At 66.4% G+C, this 25,783-nt stretch carries 26 protein-coding genes; 11 read left to right on the top strand and 15 right to left on the bottom strand.

Annotation, left to right across the window (positions count from 1 at the left end; genetic code table 11):
• Positions 1-99 precede the first annotated feature (99 nt).
• Both AC1DCZ_RS12155 and AC1DCZ_RS12150 read right to left on the bottom strand, forming a co-directional pair.
• Complete coding sequence (locus AC1DCZ_RS12155; RefSeq protein WP_476974808.1) at positions 100-1,584, bottom strand: amino acid permease; 1,485 nt, start codon at positions 1,582-1,584, stop codon at positions 100-102.
• Between the two features lie 411 nt (positions 1,585-1,995).
• A complete protein-coding gene (locus AC1DCZ_RS12150; RefSeq protein WP_476974807.1) occupies positions 1,996-2,700 on the bottom strand; it encodes a class I SAM-dependent methyltransferase in 705 nt (234 codons plus the stop codon).
• A 170-nt stretch (positions 2,701-2,870) separates the two neighbouring features.
• Between AC1DCZ_RS12150 and AC1DCZ_RS12145 the strand changes: the two genes are divergently transcribed.
• Both AC1DCZ_RS12145 and AC1DCZ_RS12140 read left to right on the top strand, forming a co-directional pair.
• Positions 2,871-3,098 carry a hypothetical protein gene (locus AC1DCZ_RS12145; RefSeq protein ID WP_476974806.1) on the top strand — a complete coding sequence of 76 codons (228 nt, stop codon included), beginning with the start codon at positions 2,871-2,873 and terminating at the stop codon, positions 3,096-3,098.
• A 301-nt stretch (positions 3,099-3,399) separates the two neighbouring features.
• A complete protein-coding gene (locus AC1DCZ_RS12140; protein WP_476974805.1) occupies positions 3,400-5,292 on the top strand; it encodes a DEAD/DEAH box helicase in 1,893 nt (630 codons plus the stop codon).
• Between the two features lie 145 nt (positions 5,293-5,437).
• On the opposite strand, the gene AC1DCZ_RS12135 is transcribed toward AC1DCZ_RS12140, so the two are convergent.
• The 3 genes from AC1DCZ_RS12135 to AC1DCZ_RS12125 form a co-directional block, all read right to left on the bottom strand.
• The gene (locus tag AC1DCZ_RS12135; protein ID WP_476974804.1) at positions 5,438-6,088 is read right to left on the bottom strand and encodes an MBL fold metallo-hydrolase; all 651 of its coding nucleotides are present in this window, start codon (positions 6,086-6,088) and stop codon (positions 5,438-5,440) included.
• A 21-nt stretch (positions 6,089-6,109) separates the two neighbouring features.
• The gene (locus tag AC1DCZ_RS12130; RefSeq protein WP_476974803.1) at positions 6,110-7,114 is read right to left on the bottom strand and encodes an aldo/keto reductase; all 1,005 of its coding nucleotides are present in this window, start codon (positions 7,112-7,114) and stop codon (positions 6,110-6,112) included.
• Positions 7,115-7,342: 228 nt separating this feature from the next.
• Positions 7,343-8,041, bottom strand: coding sequence for a HutD/Ves family protein (locus AC1DCZ_RS12125; protein ID WP_476974802.1), 699 nt, complete (start codon positions 8,039-8,041; stop codon positions 7,343-7,345).
• A gap of 137 nt (positions 8,042-8,178) precedes the next feature.
• On the opposite strand from AC1DCZ_RS12125, the gene AC1DCZ_RS12120 reads away from it, so the two are divergent.
• A complete protein-coding gene (locus AC1DCZ_RS12120; RefSeq protein ID WP_476974801.1) occupies positions 8,179-8,781 on the top strand; it encodes a phosphoribosylanthranilate isomerase in 603 nt (200 codons plus the stop codon).
• Positions 8,782-8,985: 204 nt separating this feature from the next.
• Here the strand turns inward: AC1DCZ_RS12120 and AC1DCZ_RS12115 are convergent, their stop codons facing one another.
• The 8 genes from AC1DCZ_RS12115 to AC1DCZ_RS12080 form a co-directional block, all read right to left on the bottom strand.
• A complete protein-coding gene (locus AC1DCZ_RS12115) occupies positions 8,986-9,726 on the bottom strand; it encodes a hypothetical protein (RefSeq protein ID WP_476974800.1) in 741 nt (246 codons plus the stop codon).
• 73 nt (positions 9,727-9,799) lie between these two features.
• Positions 9,800-9,970, bottom strand: coding sequence for a hypothetical protein (locus tag AC1DCZ_RS12110; protein ID WP_476974799.1), 171 nt, complete (start codon positions 9,968-9,970; stop codon positions 9,800-9,802).
• Positions 9,967-10,344: a hypothetical protein gene (locus AC1DCZ_RS12105; RefSeq protein WP_476974798.1), complete on the bottom strand. Its 378-nt coding sequence runs from the start codon at positions 10,342-10,344 to the stop codon at positions 9,967-9,969. The genes AC1DCZ_RS12110 and AC1DCZ_RS12105 overlap by 4 nt, the downstream gene beginning before the upstream one ends.
• On the bottom strand, positions 10,334-12,214 hold the full coding sequence (locus AC1DCZ_RS12100) for a hypothetical protein (protein ID WP_476974797.1): 1,881 nt from the start codon (positions 12,212-12,214) through the stop codon (positions 10,334-10,336). The genes AC1DCZ_RS12105 and AC1DCZ_RS12100 overlap by 11 nt, the downstream gene beginning before the upstream one ends.
• Positions 12,211-14,322 carry a glycosyltransferase gene (locus AC1DCZ_RS12095; RefSeq protein ID WP_476974796.1) on the bottom strand — a complete coding sequence of 704 codons (2,112 nt, stop codon included), beginning with the start codon at positions 14,320-14,322 and terminating at the stop codon, positions 12,211-12,213. Before AC1DCZ_RS12095 ends, AC1DCZ_RS12100 begins: the two co-directional genes overlap by 4 nt.
• An 11-nt stretch (positions 14,323-14,333) precedes the next feature.
• Entirely contained in the window at positions 14,334-15,434 is a 1,101-nt protein-coding gene (locus tag AC1DCZ_RS12090) for a hypothetical protein (protein WP_476974795.1), read from the bottom strand.
• A gap of 69 nt (positions 15,435-15,503) precedes the next feature.
• Complete coding sequence (locus tag AC1DCZ_RS12085; RefSeq protein ID WP_476974794.1) at positions 15,504-16,499, bottom strand: glycosyltransferase family 2 protein; 996 nt, start codon at positions 16,497-16,499, stop codon at positions 15,504-15,506.
• Position 16,500: 1 nt separating this feature from the next.
• The gene (locus AC1DCZ_RS12080; protein WP_476974889.1) at positions 16,501-17,280 is read right to left on the bottom strand and encodes a glycosyltransferase family 2 protein; all 780 of its coding nucleotides are present in this window, start codon (positions 17,278-17,280) and stop codon (positions 16,501-16,503) included.
• Positions 17,281-17,938: 658 nt separating this feature from the next.
• Between AC1DCZ_RS12080 and AC1DCZ_RS12075 the strand changes: the two genes are divergently transcribed.
• Positions 17,939-18,691 (top strand): family 16 glycosylhydrolase, encoded by a 753-nt coding sequence (locus AC1DCZ_RS12075; protein WP_476974793.1) that lies wholly within the window; start codon positions 17,939-17,941, stop codon positions 18,689-18,691.
• A gap of 36 nt (positions 18,692-18,727) precedes the next feature.
• On the opposite strand, the gene AC1DCZ_RS12070 is transcribed toward AC1DCZ_RS12075, so the two are convergent.
• On the bottom strand, positions 18,728-19,780 hold the full coding sequence (locus AC1DCZ_RS12070; protein WP_476974792.1) for a metallophosphoesterase family protein: 1,053 nt from the start codon (positions 19,778-19,780) through the stop codon (positions 18,728-18,730).
• Between the two features lie 235 nt (positions 19,781-20,015).
• Between AC1DCZ_RS12070 and AC1DCZ_RS12065 the strand changes: the two genes are divergently transcribed.
• From AC1DCZ_RS12065 to AC1DCZ_RS12055, 3 genes are all read left to right on the top strand, one after another.
• Positions 20,016-20,567: a YceI family protein gene (locus AC1DCZ_RS12065; RefSeq protein WP_476974791.1), complete on the top strand. Its 552-nt coding sequence runs from the start codon at positions 20,016-20,018 to the stop codon at positions 20,565-20,567.
• 81 nt (positions 20,568-20,648) lie between these two features.
• The gene (locus AC1DCZ_RS12060) at positions 20,649-21,062 is read left to right on the top strand and encodes a YccF domain-containing protein (protein ID WP_476974790.1); all 414 of its coding nucleotides are present in this window, start codon (positions 20,649-20,651) and stop codon (positions 21,060-21,062) included.
• Positions 21,063-21,141: 79 nt separating this feature from the next.
• Positions 21,142-21,615 (top strand): SRPBCC family protein, encoded by a 474-nt coding sequence (locus AC1DCZ_RS12055; RefSeq protein WP_476974789.1) that lies wholly within the window; start codon positions 21,142-21,144, stop codon positions 21,613-21,615.
• Between the two features lie 35 nt (positions 21,616-21,650).
• On the opposite strand, the gene AC1DCZ_RS12050 is transcribed toward AC1DCZ_RS12055, so the two are convergent.
• Positions 21,651-22,520 carry a DUF4031 domain-containing protein gene (locus AC1DCZ_RS12050; protein ID WP_476974788.1) on the bottom strand — a complete coding sequence of 290 codons (870 nt, stop codon included), beginning with the start codon at positions 22,518-22,520 and terminating at the stop codon, positions 21,651-21,653.
• Positions 22,521-22,676: 156 nt separating this feature from the next.
• On the opposite strand from AC1DCZ_RS12050, the gene AC1DCZ_RS12045 reads away from it, so the two are divergent.
• Genes AC1DCZ_RS12045 through AC1DCZ_RS12030 form a run of 4 tightly spaced genes read left to right on the top strand, consistent with a single transcriptional unit; the run spans position 22,677 to position 25,775 of the window.
• Positions 22,677-23,087, top strand: coding sequence for a TOBE domain-containing protein (locus AC1DCZ_RS12045; protein ID WP_476974787.1), 411 nt, complete (start codon positions 22,677-22,679; stop codon positions 23,085-23,087).
• Positions 23,084-23,887, top strand: coding sequence for a molybdate ABC transporter substrate-binding protein (gene modA, locus AC1DCZ_RS12040; RefSeq protein ID WP_476974786.1), 804 nt, complete (start codon positions 23,084-23,086; stop codon positions 23,885-23,887). The genes AC1DCZ_RS12045 and modA overlap by 4 nt, the downstream gene beginning before the upstream one ends.
• Positions 23,884-24,729, top strand: coding sequence for an ABC transporter permease (locus AC1DCZ_RS12035; RefSeq protein ID WP_476974785.1), 846 nt, complete (start codon positions 23,884-23,886; stop codon positions 24,727-24,729). The genes modA and AC1DCZ_RS12035 overlap by 4 nt, the downstream gene beginning before the upstream one ends.
• Positions 24,726-25,775 (top strand): sulfate/molybdate ABC transporter ATP-binding protein, encoded by a 1,050-nt coding sequence (locus tag AC1DCZ_RS12030; protein ID WP_476974784.1) that lies wholly within the window; start codon positions 24,726-24,728, stop codon positions 25,773-25,775. Before AC1DCZ_RS12035 ends, AC1DCZ_RS12030 begins: the two co-directional genes overlap by 4 nt.
• Positions 25,776-25,783 lie beyond the last annotated feature (8 nt).

Genomic DNA, 25,783 nt, shown 5'->3' with positions numbered 1-25,783 from the left:
GCTGCGGCAGCGAAAGGAGCTCCGGCCGGAAACCGGCCGGAGCTCCTTCGCGGAGTTCCGCCCCGGGCAGGCTGCCCGGGATCACTTCCCGACGTAAGCTCAGCCGGCTACAGGAGCTTCCTCGGCGGAGCGGAGGGCTTTCCATTCCTCAATCCGGGCTTGCTGCAGCGGCGCCTGGCGGTTGAAGTACCAGGCTGCGCCGAGCAGAAGGAACCAAACAGGTGCCACCACGAGAGCCATCCGGGTGTCATCGGCCTGGGCCAGTGCCACGAGCATGAAGCCGAAGAATGCCAGCACCACATAGGGCATGAAGGCGGAGCCGGGCATCTTGAACGTTGAGGCGGCGTGCAGGGCCGGGCGGCGCCGGCGGAACACGATATAGCTGACGAGGATCATGGACCAGACGAACATCGTCAGGACGGAGGCCACGGACGTGACGATCGTGAAGGCGCCAATGACGGAATCGCCGGCGTAGAGCAGGACCAACCCGGCCAGCAGGAAAATGCAGGAGAACAGCAGTGCGTTCTGCGGGACCTTGCGGACGCTGAGCCTCCCGAATATCTTCGGCGCATTGCCGTCCTGGGCGAGGCCGTAGACCATCCGGGAGGTGGAGTAGATCCCGGAGTTGGCGCTGGAGGCCGCGGAGGTCAGGACCACAAGGTTGACGACCACCGCGGCGATGCCCAGCCCGGCCAAGGTAAACATGCCGATGAACGGGCTGCTGGCCGGATCGATGCTGCGCCAGGGGTTGACTGCCATGATGACCACAAGGGCGCCCACGTAGAACAGCAGCACCCGGATGGGGATGGAGTTGATGGCCCGCGGGAGGTTCTTTTCCGGGTTCTTGGTTTCCGCGGCTGCGGTGCCCACGAGTTCGATGCCCGCGAAGGCGAAAATGGCGATCTGGAAGCCGAGGATGAAGCCGAATACGCCGTGCGGGAACATGCCGCCGTCGTTCCACATGTTGGCCAGGTTCGCCACGGCGCCGCTGGGCGACGTGAAATGCGTGGCGATCATGACAACGCCGGTCGCTATCAACGCGATGATCGCGACCACCTTGATGATGGCGAACCAGAATTCCGTTTCACCGAAGGCTTTGACGCCGGGCAGGTTCAGCAGGATCAGGACCAGAGGGGTGATCAGGGCCGGGATCCAGAGCGGGGTGCCCGGCGCGAGCTTGTCGACGTAACCGGCGATAGCCACGATGTCGGCCACTCCGGTGACCACCCAGAAGAACCAGTAGGACCAGCCGGTGAAAAAACTTGCCCACGGACCGAGAAGGTCACCGGCAAAGTCGCTGAACGACTTGTAGTTCAGGTTGGAGAGCAGGATCTCGCCCATGGCCCGCATGACGAAGAACAACATGGAACCGATGATCATGTAGACGAAAATCACGGACGGTCCGGCGAGGGAGATGGTCTTGCCGGACCCCATGAACAGGCCGGTGCCGATCGCCCCGCCGATGGCGAGCAGCTGGATGTGGCGGTTCCCCAGGGCGCGGGCGAGATGTGGTTCCTGGACCGGGCTGCCTGCGGAGGGCTTTGTTGCGATCTTCGGGACAGCCGTGGTGGTGCGTTCTGACATGTGGCTTCTTCCTTGTTGCAGGCGGGGGCGATGCGCCGTGGAACTCCGGCATCGCGGCCCGCACTGATCCAGCCTTGGCGTGACGGAGGTAACACTTTGTCGTGTGCATCAAGCCTAGAGGCCTTATTCCGCCCGACGCGCCCCGCGCAGGTCCGGCCGGCCGCTTCCACAGGGCAAATCCGCCGCTGTGCCGCCGGAGACGCAACCCCCTTGCGGGATGTTGAGGGGACTCCGTTCGCTGACTTGTCGGCAATATGAGACGCGGGTCACATGGGCGGGGCGTGGCGGCCGGGCTCTGGTAGGCGCTGGTGGCGCGGGGGAGTCGGTGTCGACAACTGTCGATGATCGTAGCCTCAGTTGTCGTCCGGTGTCCCATGTCATATTTTGGCTCTCAGCACACCCGATCCGGCGTCAGCGGGCGGCCAGGCGGGTAGCCCGCAATACGGCGTCGGTGAGGGCCGCCGCCTCGCCGTCGGGTCCGAAGGCGCTGCGGTGCCGGGTGTCGACGACGTCCAGGCGCCACTCGGGCGCCTCGATCCCGAGTTCACTGGCGAGCTGTTCCGCGGTGAAGTACTTCTCCGCCGTGTTGTGCGTTCCCCACGGCGGCAAGCCGTCGGGGTGGTGGCCCACGATGAGCAGGGTCCCGCCCGTCCGCACGGCCGCCGCGGCGAGCTGGAGGGCCTGCTGCCACGGCATCCGGGTGGAATGCAGGAACTGGGCGGTGACCAGGTCGAACTGCCGCTCCGGTACCCAGCTGGCAAGGTCCTGCTGCACCCACTCGATGTTTGCGTCCTGCCCCGCCTCCCGCGCGTGGGCTGCCGCCCGTTCAAGGGCGACGGCGGAGACGTCCAGCGCCGTCACGGCCCACCGGCGGCTGGCGAGCCAGATGGCGTCGGCACCCTCGCCGCAGCCCAGGTCAAGGGCGCTGCCCGGAGGCAGATCGGAGGCCTCTGCGATCAGCTGCGGATTGGGCTGCCCGCTCCACACCCTGGCCCGGCTCCGGTACCTCTCGTCCCACATGTCCGCCGCGGTGCCGGACTCGCCAATGTGGCCGCCGCCGTGGCGGCCGCCTACGTCGACTCGGCTGTGCGCCTGCCCGTCATCATGCTCCGTCATGGTTCTCCTCCGGATCGCTCACTACGTCATTGCAGGACATCATTGCAGGCACGGCACGGTGCGGGCTACCGGGTCGGAGATACACGGAAATCACGGCACGGAAACGCTTCCGAAACCTTCGTCGTGAATGCTGGGCCCAGGACGTTGGCACGCTGGGGAAGGCAATCATCATGGACGCAGAAGAAGCGCGGCACATCAACGCCAGCACTGAATTGGCTGTGGGGGACGAAATCGAGGCGTGGCATAACGGCAGGCTCTTCCACCGTGGCACGGTGAGCCGAACCGTGGCGTCCACCGATCTGTTCTGGCTCCGGGACTCGCGCACGGGCACCCTACGCTTGATCGACGTGGAGGCGTTGGTCATCATGCGGGGAGGCCCCCGGATGATAGACTGGTGAAACTTGATGTGCAGTGATGCCCACTTTGGTCTTGATGGACAGGGTCCTGATTGACCGGAACCGGTTCATCAACCGGTTCCCCGGCCGAATTCTTCACCGAAGCCGTTCGCCGGGAGTGGGTTTTTTCATGTGAGAGGCACATCCTGCGTCGATGAACGCGTTCTATTTGGTCCCGGCCGCCACTGCCGCAAGGTTGGTAGCGGCCCGGTTGATCACCTGACTTTTCTTCGGCGAACCCTTGGGCCAACCGGCACCGGGGGCCGATATCCGCACGGATACCGCCTGAAAGACCTCGAAACATATGACTACTTTTGCTGCCCTCGGCACGCCCAAGACCCTCGCTGACACCTTGACCGCCCAGGGGATCGTGGAACCGTTCCCCATCCAGGTCAAGACCCTCCCCGACACCCTGGCCGGACGCGACGTCCTGGGCCGCGGCCGGACCGGTTCCGGCAAGACCATCGCCTTCGCCATCCCGCTTGTAGCACGACTCGCTGAGCGGGAGGCCAAGCACTTCCGCAAGCCGGGCCGCCCCATGGGACTGGTCCTCGCACCGACCCGCGAACTGGCCACCCAGATCAACGCCACCATCGAGCCGATGGCCAAGGCCATGGGCCTGAACACCACCGTGATTTACGGCGGCATTTCCCAGGCCCGCCAGGAAAAGGCCCTGCGCGCCGGCGTCGACATCGTCATCGCCTGCCCGGGACGCCTGGAAGACCTGATCCGCCAGCGCATCCTGACCCTTGAGGGTGTCGAGATCACCGTCCTGGACGAGGCCGACCACATGGCCGACCTCGGTTTCCTTCCGGTGGTCAAGAAGCTCATGGACATGACCCCCAGCCAGGGCCAGCGACTCCTCTTCTCCGCCACCCTGGACAACGGCGTGGACAAGATCGTCCAGCGTTACCTGTCCAACCCGCTCACCCACGCTGTGGATGAATCACAGGCTGCGGTGACCACCATGGAACACCACGTGCTGGTCGTCAACGACCAGACCGTCAAGAAGCAGCTGATCGTCGAGCTCGCCTCGGGTGCCGGCCGCCGGGTGCTCTTCATGCGCACCAAGCACCACGCACGCAAGCTGGCCAAGACCCTGACCGACGCCGGCATCCCCGCCGTCGATCTTCACGGCAACCTGTCGCAGAACGCCCGTGACCGCAACCTGGCCGAGTTCTCCTCCGGCGAAGTCCGCGTCCTGGTCGCCACCGACGTGGCCGCCCGCGGCGTCCACGTCGACGACGTCGAACTCGTCATCCACGTGGATCCGCCCACGGAGCACAAGGCCTACCTGCACCGTTCAGGCCGCACGGCCCGCGCCGGCTCCGACGGCACTGTCGTCACGCTGACGCTTCCCGAGCAGCAGTCGGACGTCAAGAAGCTCATGAAGGCTGCCGGCGTCGAGGTCAACTTCGAGCGCGTCACAGCCAACTCGCCGCTCGTGGCCGAACTTGTCGGCGAGATGGCCGACAAGATCGATCCCCGCACCCGCGCTGCACTGCTTGCTGCAAAGTCCAACCAGGGCGGCGGCACCTCCACGGGCGCCAATGCCGAGCGCAAGCGCGCCCGCCGTTCCACCCAGGCTGCACCCACCGCGGGTGGCCGGGGCGGTCGCGGCGGACGCGGACGCGTCGGAACCGAAGCTCCCCGCACCGACCTTCCCCGTGCAGAGCGCCGAGCCGTGGCCTACGAAGGGCAGGCCGCGGCGCGCAACGCCGCTGAGCGTGTAGCGGAAAAGAACGAGGACCGGATGGACGCCGAGCGCGCAGCACGACGCAACGCCCGCGGCCGGTCCACTGCATACGCGCACCACAACGATGTTCCGGCTTCAGGCGGCCGCGCATCCGCCGGCCGGGGTTCTGACGGCCGGGCAGCCGAGGGACGCAGCGATGCCCGCGGCGCTTCGGCACCCCGCAGCGGCGCACCCCGCTCGGGCGCACCCCGCACCGGCGGCGCGCCCCGCACCGGGGCTTCGGCTGGCGGCCAGCGCGGCGGACGTCCGGCAACGGGCCAGCGTGCAGCTGCCGGCGCCAAGTCCGGCGCAAACCCGGCTGTGTGGTCCTCCAACACTGACGGAACCTCGGGCGGATCTTACGCAGGTGGCGGCAATGGCCGCTCCGGTGAAGGCCGTCCGGCGCGCAGCGGACCCCGCCGTGCGTCCGCTCCGGCATCAAACGAACGCCGCAGCCGCTAATCCCCAACCTCGCAAGCTCGGTCAGGGAACCCGGCGGTCGTGGCCCCAGCTTAACCACCGTCGAGTGCTCCAAAACCGCCGTTATGAACCTTCTAAACGGCAGTTACGGAGCACTCGATGAGGTTTCAGGACCTACCCGGCGGCCCTACCAGCCGCGGGCGCGCCACTCTTCCAGGTGGGGCCGCTCCGCACCCAGTGTGGTGGGCTTTCCATGGCCCGGGTGCACCACGGTGTCATCCGGATAAACGTCGAACAGCCGCTCGCTGACGTCGGTGATGAGCTGGGCGAACCGCGCGGGATCCTTCTGGGTATTGCCCACGCCGCCCGGGAACAGCGAGTCGCCGGAAAAGATGTGTGCCGGGCCCTCCGGGTCCTGGTACACGAGGGCGATTGAACCCGGGGTGTGCCCCCGCAGGTGCACTGCCGTCACATCGAATCCGTCGAAGTTGCCGACGTCCCCGTGACTCAGCAGCACATCCACCGGCACCGGCAGCTCCGGGGCGTCGTCCGTCCCGGCCGCGGTCCGGACACCGGTGGCTTCCACGAGGCCGGGCAGTGCACGGACGTGGTCCCAATGCTGATGGGTCGTAGCGATCAGCGCCAGCTTGGGCGCGGCCGAGGTATCCGCGGCGGCGTCCGCAAGCAGTTCCTGAATGGCCGCCAGATCATCGGCGGCATCGATCAGCAGCTGCGCGCCGGACTGCCTGGCGGTGAGCAAGTACACGTTGTTGTCCATCTCGCTGACTGAAATCCGGCGGATGGTGATGTCTCGAAGTGAGTGAATGAGCGAGTCCATGGGCATCAGTCTACGGACGGACTATTCGCGGCCCTGCGAAACCCAGCTGGGGTCCGCGGAACGGGAGCCGACGACGGCGTCCGCGGCGGCGTCGAGCTTGTCCAGTTGCGCCGGGGTGAAGGCGAGCGCCAGGGCGCCCAGGTTCTCGTCGATCCGGTACGCCTTGCGGGTTCCGGGGATGGGGACGACAGGAAGCCCCAGCTTGCTGCCCTGCGCCAGCAGCCAGGCCAGCGCAACCTGGGCCGGCGTCGCCTCCAGCTCGGAAGCGACCGCCTGCACCGCAGCCACCACACCACGGTTGGCCTCCGCGGCATCCGCGGCGAAACGCGGGATGTTGCGGCGGAAGTCGTTGCTGCCAAGCTTCGAGGCGTCAACCGTGCCAGTGAGGAACCCCCGGCCGAGCGGCGAGTAGGGCACGAAGCCCACGCCCAGCTCGGCCGCGGCGGGAACAACATGAAGTTCTACATCCCGGCTCCAGATGGACCATTCGCTCTGTACGGCTGCGATCGGGTGGACACTGTTAGCTTCGCGCAGTTCCTCGGCCGTGACCTCGGACAGGCCAAGGTGCCGCACCTTGCCCTGCTGCACAAGCGCTGCCATGGCCTCCACGGTTTCCACTATCGGAACGCGGAGGTCACGGCGGTGCATGTAGTAGAGGTCGATGGTGTCGGTCCCCAGCCGTTGCAGGCTGCGGTCCACGGCCTGTTTGACATAAGAGGCGTCGCCGCGGATGTCACGGTAGCCCTCCGCCGGGCTGCCGACGAGGCCGAACTTGGTGGCCAGCTGGATTTCGCCGCGGCGGTCCTTGAGCAGCTGCGCGATGAGCTCCTCGTTGCTGCCGCCGCCGTAGATGTCCGCCGTATCGATGAAAGTCACGCCGGAGTCCACCGCATGGTGCAGGGTCTGCAGCGCCTCGGCCGGGTCCACCTGTCCGTACACCGGAGTTAGTGCCATGCCGCCGAACCCCAGGGGGCTGACTGAAAGGCCGTCGCCGAGCCGGACTGATGCTGCCGCTTCGATATTCATGGAACTCCCCATCTTCTGGATTGCACATGTGACTGTCGTCCCTGCCAAGAACTCCGGCCGGCGCCGGAGTATTCCGCCGCTCCCGCCCAGTTGCCAGCCACCATCAGGGTGACGCCACAGCGTGTTGCAGCGTGTCGGGGCGCACAGGCCTGGTGAACAGCGGAGCAACTGGGCGGGAGCGTCGCCTCGGTCCCGCCTTGCCGCCCATCCCAGGGAGCGGCCTGTCCTCTAGGCGCCGTCTGCTACAGGGTCGATGGACACGACGGCCAGGAAGCCGCGGCCCAGGATTTCCGGCGTGGCCGTATCTGTCCCGATGACGGCGTCGTACCGGCTCAGCTCGATATGTTCCGCGTCCTGGCGCCCGCCGGCCGCCGGCTCGCCCGGTGCCGGCTCGCCGGGTGCGGGCGCGCCGGGTGCGGGCGCGCCGGGTGCGGGCGCGCCGGAGTCGTTCCTGGCACCGGGGCGGACTGTCGCCTGTCCTTGGAGCAGGATCCCGAGTTGGCCCTCGAACACGGGATGGGCGCGTTTCTTGGAGAGTTCGATGATGGAGGTGTAGCCCTTGAAGGAGCCGCCGCGCGTGATGACGTTCAGGTCCCGGATGTCGCCAGTGGGCAGGGCGGCTGACGAAATTGCATCGCCCGAGAACCGGAACGGGCGGTATTTCTCGAGGGGGTGCTCGGTGCCGTCGACGCTCAGGAGCAGCAAGTCGCCATCGATGACAGTAAGCACGCGGTCCATGCCGGGGAAGGCGGAGAAGTCTCCGGCCTTGGACACCTCGGCGATGCTCACCCGCCAATCCCAGGCGCTGCCCGGGGCTGTGGCCGTAACTGCAGAGACAGTCTTGGGGCGGCTGGCCAGTTCGCGGGTTACCCCGCCGCCGTTGCGCCAGGGTTGGGCTTTGAGCGTGGCATAGCGGATGATCTCCATTCTCCCAGCCTATCCGCCGCCACCGGCCAGGCCGCCGTCCCATGCCCGATGTGACACCGGTGGAAGGAACCGCAACTCGGCACGGCGGCGCGCTCTTGCTAACGTCAGAGACAACAAGTGCTGCAGAAGGAGCCCGAATGTTCGTCAAAGTGTGCGGCCTCAGCACAACGGAGTCGGTCCGGGCCGCGGCTGAGTCCGGGGCTGACGCCATCGGCTTCGTCCTGACCCGAAGCCCCCGGGAAGTCACGCCGGCCCACGTCAGGGACCTCCTTGCCCACGTGCCACCCGGGGTCCCCGCAGTGGGTGTGTTCCGGCACGAGCCGGCCCATTCTGCTGTCGGACTGGCACGCGAGGCGGGCCTGGCCTGGGTCCAGCTGCATGGCGACCGTTCCCCGGCGGACGTCGAGGCAGTGCACGACGCCGGGATGAAGGTCATCCGGGCCGTCACCATGTCCGCCCCTGCCGAGGCCTTCGGAAGCTGGGGCGAGGAGCTGCTGCTCGTCGACGCCGCGGTACCCGGTTCGGGCGAGGCCTGGGACTACGGCTCGGTCCGGGCCAGGGACCTCGCCGGCCGGCACTGGCTGCTGGCCGGCGGGCTGGATCCGGCCAACGTTGCCCGCGCGGCAGCAGAAGCCGGTGCGTGGGGCGTGGACGTTTCCTCCGGCGTCGAATCGTCCCGCGGCGTCAAGGACCTGGCCAAAATCCGGGACTTCGTCAAGGCGGCCAAGTCCGCGGGATGAGAGCCGGCCGCCGCGACCGCGCCGCCTGGCCGGGCGTGCCCGGGTCGCACCGATGAGAGCTGGCCGCCGCGACCGCGCCGCCTGGCCGGGCGTTCTGCGCACAACAGTGGCAACCGGGACAATTCCCGGTTGCCACTGTTGGAACTCACTCAATCCAGGAGTTCCCCGCGCCTGGGGCTGAGTGAGCCGAATTTTTCCTAGGCGCTATGGGGATGTCTTGATGACGACATCGTCGATGTATTCATCGCCCATCTGGCGGTTGTGCTCGGCTCCGAGTTGGACTTTGCTCAGCCCGGTTCCCGCCATACTGACGGCGGCGCTGGAATACTTCTGCACCCCGTCAAACCAGACCTGGACCGTTGACGCGGAGCCGTTGGAAGTCACCCGCATAGAGACATGATGCCAAGCGCTGAGTGTAATGCTTCCGGCGATCAGCTTCGTGTAGACGAAAGCCCCGTTCGGTGCAGTCACGCGTAGCCACAGCTGGCCATTGCTGTTGTAACGGTAGATATCGGCAACGCGGGTGGTGCCGGAGAAGAAGCGGAAGTACGGTACATCATTCCCGGCGACTCCTGCGGTGGTGATGTCGAACCAGCCGTCGGCGTAGGAAGTCTTGGTGCCGGCGGCCAGGGCCGGGGTGGAGAGGTTCGCGAGGGAACCGGAATCGCTGGTCACATGCAGCTTAGCCGAGTGGGTCCCAGCGTGCGCGGGCGAACTTGCGACAGTTGCTGTGCCTGTCCCCGACGTCGTCGCCGTAAGCGGGCAAAGGCTGCCGCCCTCAAAGCTTGAAGCGACCGCCACGGTTCCGGGGTACGAATTCGTCGGCACAGGCGTGCCCACGTTGCAGGTCGCCGCCGAACTTGCCTGTGCGGAACCGAAAACAAGGGTACCGGCTACGAGCAGTCCGAGCGTCCCCACCGTGCTGAGTGCTTTTAGTTTTCTCATTGATTTACTTTCCGTGCTTGGTTCGACTTGTTCTTTTGATCTCGCGCCGTAGCAACGAGCACACTGGCCCCAGTCACGCCAGTTGCACCATCTGTACCGCCACCGAGATGCCGATTACAGACAGGAGGGCCGCGGTCGCAATGACAACCGCGCGCGGGAGTGCCTTCTCAGGATTCAAAACACGAAGGACCTCGCAGCCGACGAGAGCGGCTACGGTGGCCAATCCCAACAAAAAGACGATCATTTCGCACCTGCCAAGGAGCGCGTGGACCTCTTGAAGTCGAGGCCAAGCAGGCCGAGCGTGACGAGGGCCAGCAGGCACACACCTGCCGGCGGCGCCCAGATGCGTGCGTAGACCATCGCGGTCGCCACGAGCGTGGACATCGCGAGACTGAAGGCGATTGCGATTGCGATGCTGAGGGGAAGTGCCCCGGTCGCCTTCAGCGACCGCGGAGGGTCGAAGCGAAGCAACAGGACCAACGCTGTTCCAGGCCCGGCCAGCATCAACAATCCGATGACTGCCAGTCTGAGGCCGCCGGGCCCGAAGAAGGAAAGCGGTAAGGCGGCGGCGGCGACGGCTGCCGTCGCGTAGCTCACGTAGCGGCGTTCATTTGCCATTGTTTACTCCTTGGATGTGGAAGATCACGCCGCCGGCATTCTCGAATACTTTGGTCCAGCCAGGGCTGGTGCCGCACGTGGCGATGAAATGCTGGAGGTCACCTGGGGGAGTCGCACCGCGCAGATCGGCGGCCGCCTGCTGGCTGTCAGTGACGATGACGTACGCCCCGGCGTTGTGGGCGATCTGGTTGGCACCGTCGCACGAGAGCGGACCGGCCCCCGGCCTCGGCTCGGCAGGCACGAGGGCCCGGTAGTCGTAGTCCGCGTAATGCTGGAATTTCCACGGTGTATTGCGTACCGCTTCGATCAGCACGGAGCCGGTAGGCGCCGTCGAGTAGAGCTCATTCACGACGGCGATTTCGTCGCTGCTGAAGCTCTCCATGGAGTCGTTGCCGTAGCGGGTGACGATAGTGGTTGTGGCGAGCACGGCGCCGAGCAGCAGCAGGGTCAGTGCCCGCCGCAGTCCCAGACCCGCAGTCCTGTCCGAGAGCAGCGGCAGTACCGCAAGGCAGGCCGCGAACGGCAAGCTGAACATGTACAGGCGAAGAAGAAGTTCACCGCCATACGGCTGGGCCGGGATCAGGGCGAGCGGTGCGAGGGCGCCGACAGCTGCGGTGAGCCACGGCGTCTTCCGCTTGTGGCCTACAACGGCGCCGATGACGGCAAGGATCCACACGAGGGCGACCTCGGCGATCCGCGTGTAAACCACCCACAGATGCGAATCGCTGCCGGAAACCTTGGTGGACAGCGCGCCGACGGTGTTTGCGCCGATGTCGCCGAACGACGCGAAGAGCTGTCCGGCGTGGCCTTGGACATACGCTGTGGCAACAAAGAGCAGCCAGCCCACCGGCAGGACCGCGGCCAGTACGGGCAAGAAGCGAAGCCGCAGCCGGCCCGTCAACAGAAAGGCGACCAGGATGGGGACCACCGCAAACGGCGTGAGCTGATGCGATGCCGTCATCGCCACGAGGAACAGTGAACAGACAACGACGAGGGCAGCGGCCTCGCCTCGGGACGGTTCGATGATCCCTTGCCGCTGAACTGAACCGTCCAATCTGGCCACGACCCGGGAAAGTCCGGTGGTGAGCCGGTTGCGGTTTGGCTGCCATGCCCATCCCGTGAATACGCCAAGGAGGCAGGCAAAGAGCGTCACCATGAGCACGAAGGAATAGGCCTGAGGTGACAGATAGTCCTGCCCGACCCAGCTGGTCAGATAGAACATCCACACGGCAGCCCATGCCTGCCGGGGGGTGGAGGTCAAGCGTGTGGCCAGGGCCAGGAGGGGCGCCAGGAGTATGACGTTTACCCCCAGGGGTGCCCACGTCGCGATGCCCATCAGGTCCTTGACGCCGGTTGCGCCCGACACCATACCCAACAGGTTGAAAAAGCCCGGCCAGCTGAAATAGGCGTCCAGGCCTGTGTCCAACTGCCCGGACTGGGCAATGTTGTCGGCAATGCCCAGGTGCCGGAAGGTGGCCTCAAGGCGGGGTAGGCCGTGGATGATCGGGTCGGCGCCGTGGAGGATTACTACCGTGGCCAGAACCTGCCACGTCAGAAGCGTCGGAATGAACCTTCGAAGACTCAGCGACGCCACAAATCCGCCCAAACTGAGGGCCAGCGCGACGAAGTAGGCGGGCGGGAGAGCGTCGATGAGACCCGAGCCGCCAATCCGTTGGGGATCGACGCCGGTCATGCTCCAGACCCCGATGACCAGCGCCGCTGCGGCTACGCCAGCGAGAGCGTTGACCTGCCAGGAGGGAGTCAGCCCGAGGTTGCGGTCGGTGGGTGGCTTCGCACCGCTGTGCCTGGCGTGATCTTCCCGCTTGTGGGAAGTGCGCACGGGGACAGTTGCTGCCGTTTCGTGTGTCATGGTTTCTCGATTCCAGAGGGCTGGTGTTGCAATGCCGTAGGAAACTCTGAGTTTTTTACGGCGGTGGGCATCACTCGGGTAAGCGCGATCAGACGCTGTACGGCGATCAGGGCAACCGCCGCCTGGGCGACGGACCAGAGTACGGATACGCCGGTTAGGCCATAATGCTGGGCTACTGCTGCAGCCGGTGCCACGACCAGTGCAGCGGCCAGGACTGCGACAGTTGTGGATTCAATCAGACGCCCTTGCGCCCGGCACAGCCCGTAATAGACCTGGGTCACGCAGCTCAAGAGCAGTGCCGGCACAAGTACGGGAAGCAGGACCCAAGCGGAGGCATACTGCGGTCCAAGAAGGCGAAGGAGGAAGGGGCCGGCAAGCATCAGGATCAGCCCGGCCGCAAGCGTCAGTAAGAGGCTGGCCCGGAGTGCGGAGGCGACGAGGCCAGGCCGCGAGCGCGTGCCCGCCAAGGCTGTCTGGAGGGTGAAACCGGCGGATTGCGGCACAAAGAAGACTGCCGACGCCATCATCCACACGATGTACCACGCGGCAGTCGCCGCAGGGCCCAGCGTGGACGCAACGATCAGGGGAAGCAGGTACCCGGGCGCGCGGTCGGCGAGCATGAGCGCGTGGTTCGGAAGCCCGGGCCGCAGGAGTTTCAAGGCCGACCCTGGCCGCAGGCCGTGCCGCCAGTCCGGGGAGACTTTGGCGCGGCCAAGCTGACGCAGACCCACGAGAACGCTGGCCAGCGCACCAAGTGCCACAGCGCCGATAACGACCGATAGTTCGTGGATGCCGGCGGCGAACGCGATGGCGAGGAACGCAAGCTGCACCAGGCTTTGCACGAGACTGCGGCCGAGCGTGCGGTCGGCGCGTTCCTGGGCAACGCCCACGTGATCGAGCTGATAGGCACTCGCAGCGAAGAGAGCCGTGGCCACAAAGATGACGGTTACCAGCGGATCGTTCCAGGCTTCTCCGACCCCGGAACCGAGGGAGTGTGTGGTGGCGACAAGCGCTCCGGCCCCTATGAGCGAAAAGGTGCCTACCGTGAACAGGCTGGTGGCTATGAGGCGGCGCCCACCGTCATTTTCGGCGGGAAGGAGCGTGAGCGTGGCGGGCCCGACGCCGAGCATGCCCAGCTGCACGGTCAGGAGGGCCGCGGACACGACCGCAGAGCCCAGACCAATTTGCGCCGGTGGAAGTACCACGGCTGCGAGCGCCCAGAACAGGAAGCCGGTCAGCATTGGGGCTACCCTGGCCGCGGCCAGCCACGCCGCGTTCCCGCCGACGGAGAGCGTCTGGTTTGCGGGGCGCAGGATCTCACCGAACATGGCGCGGTAGTTATAGAGAAAAAAGCACATCCAATAGGGCAGGTAACGGGGGGCGCGCACCAGTGACAACCCCACACCCCGGACTGAAGCCATCAGTGGAAGTGCCACCAACCAACCGGCGCGCGCTGGATGTTTGCGGACGGTCCGGGCCATCCCGGCGCCGTCCTGGAGCCACTGGTCGCGGGCGGAATCAAAGCTGTCGCCGAACCTGTGCCGGACCTCTGTGGTGCTGGAGACGCCCAGCCGGTAGCCGGCCTGCTCCAGCCGGATCCGCAGCTCGACATCTTCGCCGGAGCGGAAGTTGTCATCGAACCCGACCGAAAGCAGTACGTCACGGCGCATCAGGGTGGCGCAGACACCAAACCAGCTACGCACGCGGCTGTGGTTGTGATGCCAGGCCAGCGCGGCACCCCAGTAGCCCGGACCGTCGGCTTCGCTGGCCAGCCCGAACTGCAGGCCGTCGTAGCCGCCGGACTCGAACTCCTCCAGCAGCCGCCCCAAACTGTCCGGCGGAAGTACGACGTCGGCGTCTATCAAGGCGATCACATCGCTCCGGGCGCTGCGTGCCCCCAGCATCCGTGCGGCCGGCAAACCGCGGCCCTCGTCGGAGATGACGGTCGCCCCGAAGGACCGGGCTATCTCGACGGTGTCATCGGTCGAGCATCCGTCGATCACAATCATTTCGTGCGGGTGTTGGCGCCCGATTGACGCCAGGCATTCGCCCAACCAAGCAGCTGCGTTGCGCGCCGGAACGATGACCGACACTTTAAGATCGCCCACGTCGCCTCCCCTCACTCGTCGAGCTTCGAGCGGACCAGGTTCGCAATGAAGTCCGAGGCCTGGTCGGCGGACCAGGAAGCCGGCAGCCGAAGCAACCAGCACGGCACGTCTTCCAGCGCCCGCTTCACCACGGCAGCCTTTTGCCCGAAGTGCTCCTCCAGCGGCACCAGGCTGGTCGCGCCGAGAGCCTCGACGAGGCGGCGCGAGACCATGGGCAGCTCAGAATGGAAATTCCCGACAATGCGGGACGTCATCCACTCTGTGCTTCGGGCTTCCAGCCGGGCGTCAGATCCGTCATAGCGTTCCAGGAAGATGGCAAGTTGAGCTGGCGCCGCCGATGAGATGCGGTTCGAACCGAAGACATGCTCCGGCTGGACCATCCGGTGCTCGGGGGACCAGCGCCTCGTGAATGCCGCAGTTTTCGGATAGCGGACAATGACCGGGTGAACTGCGGTGGCCAGGTGGGCGACCGGGGTCGTGAGCCATCCTGGTGCCAACGGCTTGCGCGTCCCGCGAAACATGTCCGGGTAGATGGCCCGGTGATGGGGCTTGATGAACATCGGTTTGGCGTATCCCATGAGCATGCCGCCGGCGCCCAGGAACGCCCAGTCATCGGCCATGAAGCGGACGTCACGCATGGCAACGAGCTTCGCCACGGTGCTGGTTTTTCCGACGCCTCCCCAAGCCGGCAGGAGAACGCCGGAGCCACGGAAATCCACCACAGCGGCATGGATCATGGCGGTCTCTTCCTCGACGCAGAGCCGGTCCAGCAGCGGGATCACGGAGGTCAGCAACTCGCCGGCGCCTTCGATCCGGTATCCGGCGGCCGTTTCAATGATCTGGACCCGGTCCGCGGGGATATAAAGGGAGTCGCCGGTAAAACGGTAGGCATCCTCCGCATGCGATTGACCGGAAACAGGCGAAACCTTTCCGCCGATGGTAATCCGCCTGGTCGCGCCGGATTCGCCGAGGAACGGTGCCAGCATGTCGCGCAGTTGCGACTCGCCGGGTGTCCCGGCCTCCACATCGATGCCGACGACGCCGTGGACGTCAAAGCTGGCGCCGACTGACGCTCCGGTCGGCTGCTTCACATCTCGTTCAGACTGGCTCATGATCGACGCTTTCTGTGGTCGGGGTGGCCGCCGGGGAAACCTGCCGGCCGTGCGGGTCGTATGTTCGTTTCACTGGACTTCCCGCCAGAGGTCGTCCGGTGCCGGGCTTGCTTGGAGCGGCGCCGGCGCTGCCGGTAGGCGGCGGCCGCGCACGTATCCGCTGGCGGTGGCCGCGAGCACAGCGATAATGGTCGCTGCCCGGCCAAGGCCAGCCGGCTCCTCGCCCCGGATCCAGCCGCGGACTCCGCTGAACACCGCACGCGGCAGAATCTGCCGCACGTAGCGCCGTTCAGGGCCAAGCGCACGCTTGTGCCCGACTATCCTGCTGACCTGAGCCTTCGAAATCCCTTCGGACCACGAGCGAGCGAACATGTACCGCAAGCCGCCCCGCCCTGCAGGAACGTGGTGATGCACGAGGGCTGCCGGTTCGTAAACGACCCTGGAACCTGGGGAGCCCAGGACAGCCCGGATGCATAGTTCGGTCTCTTCGCAACCGAGGGGGGTGGCGCCTTGGCGGCCCAGAGACGTGTTGAAACCCCCGACCCGATTGATGACGTCAGCACGGAATGACATGTTGGCCCCAATGACGTTGCGCACCTCTGCCGCGACCTTGGGCATGCCCCGATACGTGCAGCCGACGATCCAGTCCAACTCTTCGGCGAAGTGACCGGGCCGCCCGGTCTCCCATAGCGGTTCGACACGGCCGCCGACTCCGAGGACATCCAGGTCGTCGTAAAGGGTTGCAAGCCGCTCAAGCCAATCCGGAGCCGCCTCGGCGTCGTCGTCGAGGAAGGCCACGATCTCCGAATTTGCCACGCCGACCCCGGTGTTGCGGGCGCCGGCGAGACCCTTTGGGCCTGTGTTCTCCACGATCACTGCATCCGGGACGGTGAAGATGAGTCTCTTGTAAAGGTCTACGTTGTAGTCAACGACGACGATCGTCTGCTTGGGCGTCAGTGTCTGGGCGCGGACGGAGTCCAGGGCACCCATCAACAGATCCCAGCGCTCTTCTGAGTAGGAGCAGATGACCACGGACACTGCCGGGAGGATGGGGATCAGGGCCATCCTACTCACCCACCCGCAGTCCCAGAACACTCTGGGGATCCGTGGGGATGTGGGGGAAGACGGTACTGGGGTACTTGTATTTCACCCGTCGCAGGGTCTCGGGACGGGCCCCTGCCGTGGGCGCCTCCCAACTGATGCGTTCGCGGGCGAGGGTCCGCAGCACGCGCCATCCGTCCCGGAACGTGTGGAGGTTTGACTGCCCGGAGATGCGGTTCAGCTCGTGGCTGGGCACCTCGGCAATTCGCAGGCCGGCCCTGGAGGCCCGTACGATCAGTTCCGTCTCGATCTCGAAGCCGTCTGACTTGAGCTCCAGTATGTCAACGCATTCGCGACGCAGAGCGATGTAGCCGTAGCAGAGGTCTGAAAAGTCGCTGCCAAGGACCGCGTTGGCCAGCCCCGTCAGCATGCGATTTCCGGTGCTGCGCAGCCAGGTAATGTCGTCCGAGCCGCCGCCTGTCACGTAGCGCGATCCCTTGACGAAGTCGTATTCATGTTGGAGCGGCGTCACCAGCCAGCCGATTTCCTGGGGGTCCATGCTGCCGTCGCCATCCAGCATGACGATGATGTCGCCGGATGCCGCGGCGAATCCCGCACGCACTGCGTTGCCTTTGCCCGGACGCGGCTCGGCGACAACCACGACGTCGAGACGCAACGCCCGGGCGACGTCGACTGTGCTGTCGAGGGAGCGACCGTCGACTATCACCACTTCGTCGACATACGAGGGCATCCTGCGAAGCACCCAGGGTAGGTTCATAGCCTCGTTTAGAGTGGGGATCACCACACTGACGGACGGATTTGCCGGCGGAGGCGCCGTCTGCGGACGCACATTCGGTTTGAGATTCGGGATGGACACTGGCCTCACCACTCAATGACGTAGTCTGCTCGCCTCAACTGCAGCGTCCCCGTCCCCACGGCGGGAAGTAGACCCGTCGCTGACCAGTTGAAGGCAACTTGGTTAATACCCCAGGTGTTAAGTATTGGCCGCGCCACCTTGCATTAACCTTGAGTTAAGTTGAAGATTCAACTTTTCCAAAGGCCGGTCGGATGCCGCTGAAAAATGCCGGTCCGTGGAGGCCCGCAACCGGTTGATCAGCAGGTTCCCTCCATGTAACACTGACCGCATGGGGACCCCCGTTCAAGGCAGCGCCGCCCGATGGAACACCCGACGCCTGCGAAAATTCCGACACATTCTCGGCCGCCTGCTGGCTCCTGCACTCGTTCTCGTTCTCGTCGGCTGCGGGGCCGGTCCGGTGTCCCCCGGGAGCCAGGGGACACCTGCGAGTCCGGCACCCGGCTCATCCGTGGAGCCACCCGCCAGCTCAGCCGAGGGCAGCCCCACCGGTGCGCCGACCAGTTCGGCACAGAGCGCCGCCGCCAGTGCGCCGACCAGTTCGACAGAGAGCGCCGCCGCCCGTGCGCCCGCCGGGCAGGCCCCTTCCGTGACCCGAACCACCGACATGACGCCGAGCGGCGATCTGCCCGGCTGGAAGCAGGTTTTTGCAGAGGACTTCACCGCCGGCGACGTCCCTCTTGGTGGTTTCCCTGGCCCTCTCTACGCCGGTCGGTGGAGCGCGGGGTACAAGGACGGCACACCGGACACGGCCGGGCAAGTCAGCGGGGGAAAATCCGGCTACTATCCGACTAAAGTCCTCAGCGTCCACGATGGCGTCCTGGACTGGTATGTGCACTCAGAAAACGGGATTTCGATGGGCGCTGCGCCGGCGCCGGCGATCCCCAACGCGAGCGCCAACCCGAAGCGTGCCAACAGCCTTCTGTACGGCCGCTACTCAGTTCGCTTCAAGGCGGATTCGCTCGCCGGCTTCAAGACGGCGTGGCTCTTCTGGCCGGACAGCGGAATATGGCCGCGGGACGGGGAAATCGACTTCCCCGAAGGCGATCTGGCAGGACCCATTTACGGCGCAGCGCATTTCCGTGGAACGGATCCAAACGCCTTCGATAAGGCGGAGTCGAACATTGACTTCACCTCGTGGCACGTGGCAACCACCGAGTGGACCCCGGGGCGGGTTGAGTTCTTTCTGGACGGGAAGTCTCTCGGCGCGAGCACGACAGCCACGCCCACGACGCCAATGCACTTCATCCTGCAGACCGAGTCGTGCCTGACCGGGTGTCCGCTTCCCACAACAGAGGGGCACGTCTACCTGGACTGGATCGGTATGTGGGAGTTGGCCTGAGAAGCCTGCGAATCGCCGTTGCCGGCCGCTCTCCGGCTACCTTCGGTGGAGGGTGAAGGAATCGGAGAAACTGTATCCCTCTGCCGGGACAAACCGGGCGGCCAGATCGGCCAAAGTGGCCGTGACGTTCAGGGTCCCCAGGGTGGGATTTCGGTTCTTCCCCGACCAGGTCGCGAAATAGCCGGCTTCCGGGTCGTCGCTGTGCACGTCGTAAAGTCCCACGCCGCCCACCCCGATGGTGGCGAAAACAGTCCCGGCGCCCTGCACCATGTCATTGTCGGTGTCCGCCAGGCACGCCGCGGAGAAGCTGGCGGGAACTATTTCCGGGCACTGCCCTCCCACGCCCAGCTGATGCGTCCGCTGATATACGTGGTCATGACCCGAGAGCACAAGGTCGACCCTCTTCTCGATCAACATGTTGGTGAACTCCCGGCCGGCCAGGCAGTCATAGGTGCCCACGCTCAGGCACGGCACGTGCATCGCGACGACTGTCCAAGGGATCTGTCGAGCCTTGGCCCCGTCAATTGCATCGACGGTCCAACGCCACCGTTCGCTGCCCTTCGAGTAGTCCAGCGGCTTTCCGTCGCGGAAATCGATGCCACGGGAAACCAAGATGAAGCGAACGACCGGATTGGCTTCCGGGACGTCCACCCGCCACTGCGTGCCGTAGACACCGTCGACGCCGGACAGCCTGTTGGGAAGGCAGCGGACGAAGTTCTCGATGTCCCCGTCGCGGCCCCCGCTCTCGTGGTTGCCCGTCACGAGCTGGTACGGGAAGTCGGTGCCCAGGCTGCCGGTGACCATATCGCAGAACGACTGTTCTATCCCGGCCTCATAGGTGAAGTCTCCGAGGGCGAGGTTCAGCTCGGGCTTGAGGCCGGCAACGACGTCGAGCACCTTGCGGGCCCCCGTGCTGACGCCGATGTCCCCCTGGGCCGTGAAGTGTACCGGCGCACCCGACGGCGGCCCAGGGCTGGGCGGGGATGGCCGGGGTTCCGGCGGCCCGGGCTGGCAAGCGGCCAGCAGCAGGACGAGGCCCAGCAAGACGGCGCCCGGACCCTCCTTGCGCCGTCGGCCCCGTCTTCTCACCGATCCGGCCACGAATCCTCACATCTTTGGGTTAGACAGAGTGCCTTCCAAAGTCCAGTGTTTGCTCGGTGCTGATACGCCAGATTATCCCGGCGACTATGCGAAGGCCAGAGGTGGCATCGGCATCTTGCACGGGCACCTAGCCGGGTGCGGGCTTCCTCGTTAGCATGCTTGGTGGGGGAGTACCCCGATGACCCGGCGGGTTCGTCCCGCCACGCGCGTGAAGGAGACCGTTGTGACTCTGCCCGAAGGTTTGACCCCTGGCGTCTGGACGCTGGACATGTCCCACAGCGAAGTTGGCTTCAGTGTCCGCCATGCCGGCATCAGCAAAGTCCGCGGCCGGTTCAACGAGGCGTCTGCGGAAGCCCGGGTGCGGGACTCGCTCGCGGACGCTAGCCTGCATGCCACGGTCAGGACCGCCAGCTTCGACTCCGGCGACGCCAATCGTGACGCGCACGTCCGCGGTGCCGACTTCTTCGACGTCGAGAAGTATCCCGAAATGACGTTCCGCGCCACCGGGATCCGGGGTGACGGGGAGGATTACGTGCTGACCGGGGCCCTCACGATCCGGGACGTCACTAAGCCCGTGGAGCTGGAAGTCGAGTTCACCGGCGTCGCGGTGGACCCGTTCGGCGCCACACGTGCCGGGTTCAGTGCCGAGACCGACATCAGCCGCAAGGAATTCGGCCTGACCTGGAATGCCGCCTTGGAAGCCGGTGGGCTGCTGGTCAGCGACAAGGTCAAGATCAACGTCGAGGCGGCTTTGGTGAAGCAGGCCGAAGCGTAGGCCGCATCACGCCTGCATGCCGGTCCGGACAGGGCCCTTGTCCCTGGGCCGGATCGGCGCCGGGTGCGGGAGAATGGAGCCATGAAGACACTCCTGAACATCATCTGGCTGCTCTTTGGCGGGTTGTGGCTGGCGCTCGGATACTTCCTGGCAGGGGTCATCTGTTGCCTGCTCGTCGTCACGATTCCGTGGGGGCTGGCGTCGTTCCGAATCGCGTCGTACGCGCTCTGGCCCTTCGGCCGGGCAGTTGTGGACAAGCCTGGCGGTACCGGGTTGTTCGCCCTGCTGGGCAATGTCATCTGGTTGCTCGTGGCGGGCATCTGGATCGCGATCGGCCACGTGATTACGGCCTTTGCCATGGCCATCACGATCATCGGCATCCCGCTGGCGATCGCCAACCTCAAGCTCATCCCGGTCTCCCTGATGCCCCTCGGCAAGCAGATCGTCCCCAGCAACACGCCTTTCGTGGTGGCCTACAGGAAGGGCCCGCGCTAGGCACTGCGGCACTGATGCGGGCCCGGCGGTCACCCGCCCCGCGACTTTCCCAACAGAACCCAGGCCAAGGAAGATCCCGATGACTGAACAGGCAGCCAGCAGCGACAACCTTACGCTGGTCATCGTCCGCGAGTTCAACGCCCCAATCAGGGTCGTGTGGTCCGCACTGACCGACCCTGAGCAGGCGCCGGAGTGGTGGGGACCGCACGGCTTCCACGTCCCGCGCGAGAGCATCGACGCGGATCTGGAGGTCGGCGGCCTCTACCGGGCCTGCATGATCGAGGAGAGCACCGGGCAGGAACACTGGTGGAGCGGCGTCCACACGGATATCGAGCCGCCCAACCTCTTCATGTTCACCCACGCCTGGGACAAACCCGACGGCACCCGCGGCTTCGAAACCGAGGTGACAATCGAGCTGGAAGAGACCGACGGCGGAACCAGGATGACCTTCACCCAGGGGCCGTTCGAGTCCGTGGAAAGCCGCGACCGCAACGGGGCCGGCTGGGGCGAGTCGTTTGACCGTCTGGCGGATCACCTTAGTGTCGCGGCCTGAGCTCCCCTGCCCGCAGGTGGCAGGCAGGGTCCCGTTTACCTGAGTTCGCCCTGCAGATTCCGGCGGGCCGCGTCCAGCCAGAGCCCCCGCGCACGGTTGGTGTGGAAGAGCGGCTCGAACTCCAGGAGCCGGCGGACGACGGCGGCGCGCCCGGCGGCGAAGTCGGCGTCGCCGATGTGCGCGAAGTCCTGCCGGACGGCGGCCAGGTACCGGCCGTAGGCTTCGGGCCCGCTGCCGAGAACGGACAGGTCTGCGTCGCTGAGCAGGGCGCCGTGGCCGTCGCCGGGTTCCGGTCGGTGCTCGGCTGTCAGCCGGACCAGGCGGGCCACCTCGCCGGCTTCGGCAGCCGGCAGTCCGGTGTGCCGGAGCCGGTCCTCGGCGAGCCGGGCCGATTCCTCCTCATCCTGCCCGGCAATGCCGCGGTACACGGCATCATGGAACCAAGCCGCCAGCAGCACGGCGCGGGGAGGGCTGGCAGGGTGCGTGAGCAGGTCCAGTGCTTCCAGGACCGCGAGCAGGTGAGTGCGTCCGTGGTACGTCCTGTGCTCCTCACCCCACCGGTCCAACAGGTCCAGGAAGAGGGCATCATGGCCCGGGAGCGCCTCGTTCCAGCGGTTCAGCAGCGGCAGCTTGAGGGATTTTCCGCGCCGCCGCGCGGGGATCCGCAGCCCGCTGCCGATCAGCGTCCGGACGAGGACCCTGCCCTCCACCGGGACGGCCCCGGCCGCCACGAGTGCCCCGTACCTGGCCTCGGCGACGTCGTAGTGGTCGCCGTCGAACGCCCGCTCGGAGATGCCGGCAGCTCTGGCGAAGGCGTGCAGTTCCTCGAGTGAGGTGTCTGAAATCAGGTGCGAGAACTGGGTCCCGTGGGCAGGCCAGAGCGGCGGATCGACGAAAACGGCCATGAAGGCAGTCTAAACCCGGACGCTCGGCCACCCTGTGCGGCGGGACGCGAGGGCGGACTTCAGGGCGGCGTTGCAGACTTGGGGCGCCCGCCGGGCTTGCGTTTTTGCGGACCGTTTGCCGTCTGTATATCCGCAAATGAGGACTAGAGTGGTGCTATGACCCTTATTCGCGTATCCGAAGCGGCACGGTTTCTCGGCGTCAGTGACGACACCGTCCGGCGCTGGATCGAGAACGGAAGCCTGGCGCCGCTCAAGGACGACTCCGGCCGGCTGGCCGTGGACGGGCTGGAGCTCGCGCAGCTCGCCCGCGAACAGGCCCAGCTCCCGGACGACCCAGCGAAAGTGGGGAGCTCGGCGCGAAACCGCTTCGTCGGTCTCGTCACTGCGATCACGGCGGACACGGTGATGGCGCAGGTCGAACTGCAGTGCGGGCCCTTCCGCGTAGTGTCGCTGATGAGCAGCGAGGCGGTGCGCGACCTCGGACTCGAGCTCGGGTCCGTGGCCACCGCCGTCGTTAAGGCCACCACCGTCATCATCGAAACGCCTAAGGGAAAGAGCCTCGTATGACCATGGCGCGAAAACCTGCCGCGCTGGTCGTCACGGCGATGCTGGCAGCGGGCCTTGCTGCCTGCGCGCCGGGGGCCGGAGGCGGGTCCGGAACCTCAAGCCCCGGGGCCGGGGACGCCGCGATCTCCGGCACCTTCACGGTGTTCGCCGCGGCCTCCTTGAAGTCGACGTTCACGTCCCTTGCCGGCCAGTTCGAGGCGTCGCACCCGGGGACGAAAGTGGTGCTGAGCTTCGCCGGCTCCTCGGACCTGGTCACGCAGATCACCCAGGGCGCCCCGGCCGACGTCTTCGCGTCGGCGGATACCAAGAACATGGCCAAACTTGCCGACGCCAAACTGCTCGACGGTCCCGCGAAGAACTTCGCCACGAATGTCCTGGAGATCGCCGTTCCGCCGTCCAATCCGGCGTCGATCGCGTCCTTCGCCGATCTGGCCGGGCCCGGCGTCAGGGTGGTCGCGTGCGCACCCCAGGTTCCCTGCGGTGCCGCGGCGGCCTCGGTGGAAAAAGCCACGGGGACCTCCCTGTCACCGGTCAGCGAGGAATCATCCGTGACTGATGTGCTGGGAAAGGTCACCGCGGGCGAGGCCGACGCCGGACTTGTCTATGCCACGGACGTGTTGGCAGCCGGGGACAAGGTCAAGGGCATTCCGTTCCCCGAAGCGGACAAGGCCGTCAACACGTACCCGATCGCCGCAGTCGGCTCGAGCAAGAACAAGGAACTGGCGGCCGCGTTCATGGCGCTGGTCACGGGCAGCGAAGGCAGGAAAGTTCTCGTCGACGCCGGGTTTGGCCCCCCGTGAAGCTTCTGCCGCATGGCAGGGGTGGCGGCTACCAGGGGATCCCGCGCTGGATCTACCTGGTTGCCGCTGCCGGCGCCGTGTTCGTCCTGCTGCCCCTCGTGGCCATGGTCGCGAAAGTGAACTGGCCGCAGTTCATCCCTCTGGTCACCTCCGAACCGTCCTTGACGGCGCTCGGGCTGAGCCTGCGGACCTCGGCGGCGAGTACGGTCCTCTGCATCGTGCTGGGCATTCCGCTGGCCCTCGTCCTGGCCCGCGGCGAGTTCCCGGGGCAGCGGCTCTTGCGCTCCTTCGTGTTGTTGCCACTCGTTCTCCCGCCGGTCGTCGGCGGCATCGCCCTGCTCTACACCTTCGGACGGCAGGGCCTGCTGGGGCGGTCACTGGAAATCGCGGGCATCCGTATCGCGTTTTCGACGACGGCGGTGGTCCTCGCGCAGACCTTCGTGGCCTTGCCGTTCCTTGTCGTCAGCCTCGAGGGAGCCCTGCGGTCGGCCGGGAGCCGGTACGAGGCCGTCGCCGCGACTCTCGGAGCGCGCCCGACTACGGTGTTGCGCCGGGTCACGATCCCGCTGGTCCTGCCCGGACTCGCCTCCGGTGCCGTGCTGTCCTTCGCCCGGAGCCTTGGCGAATTCGGTGCCACCCTAACCTTCGCAGGCAGCCTGCAGGGCGTGACCCGAACGCTGCCGCTGGAAATCTACCTGCAGCGTGAAACGGACGCGGACGCCGCCGTCGCGCTGTCTCTGCTGCTCGTGGCGGTTGCCGTGATCGTCGTCGGGCTGTCCTACCGGCGGCCTCCGGCTGCCGCAGGCCGCAGCGGCGCCCGGCCGGAGCGGGTGGCCGCATGACCGTCCGGATCGAGGCCGCCGTCGCGGCCCGAGGCTTCGACGTGGCGTTGGGCCTCGCGCCTGCGGAGACGATCGCCGTGCTGGGACCCAACGGCGCCGGCAAGTCCACGTTGCTCGCGGTGATTGCCGGGCTGCTCCGTCCTGACACCGGCCGCGGCGAAGTGGATGGGCGGGTGTTGTTCGATCTGCGCCCCGGGGCGAACCTCTGGACTGCGCCGCACCGCCGCGGAACCGCTCTTCTGGCCCAAGAGCCCCTGCTGTTCCCGCACTTGAGCGCGCTGGAAAACGTCGCCTTCGGACCCCGGAGCGCGGGGAGCCCCAAAGTGGCGGCCCGGGAAACCGCCATGCACTGGCTGGCGGAGGTCGACGCCGAAGACCTTGCCTTCCGGCGCCCGGAGCAGCTTTCCGGCGGGCAGGCCCAGCGCGTGGCCGTTGCGCGGGCGCTGGCCGCCAATCCGGACGTTTTGCTTCTGGACGAACCGATGGCGGCACTTGATATCCATGCCGCACCGCTGCTTCGCAGGTTGCTCAAGCGGGTTCTGGCCGGCCGGAGGGCGATCATTGTCACCCACGATGTCCTGGACGCCTACATGCTTGCCGACCGGGTGATTGTCCTGGAGGACGGCCGGATCACTGAGGAGGGCCCAGTCCGGGCGGTTTTGCAGCGGCCGCGCAGCAGCTTCGCCGCCGGACTTGCAGGGTTAAACCTCGTGGCGGGAACAGCCACCGCAGCGGGTATCCGTTCCCCTGAGGGGCTGGAAATCGCGGGGCAGCATGAGGACCCGCTGGCGCCGGGGCAGTCAGGCGTGGCGGCGTTCCCGCCATCTGCCGTGTCCGTCTTCCGCAGCGAGACCCATGGAAGCCCGCGGAACTCGTTCCGTGTGACCGTCACGGACCTGGAGCCGCATGGAGACCAGATCCGTGTCCGGGCCGGGGCGATGTCCGCGGACATCACCCCCGCCGCCTCGGCAGACCTCGGGCTGGCCCCCGGGGTGGACGTCTACTTCGTGGTCAAAGCGGCCGCCGTGGCCATCTACCCGGCGTAGGGGTGGTC

The organism is Arthrobacter sp. 10N418 (genome assembly GCF_056394725.1).
Note: the sequence above shows the minus strand (reverse complement) of the source record. Positions and strands in the feature narration are given on the sequence as shown.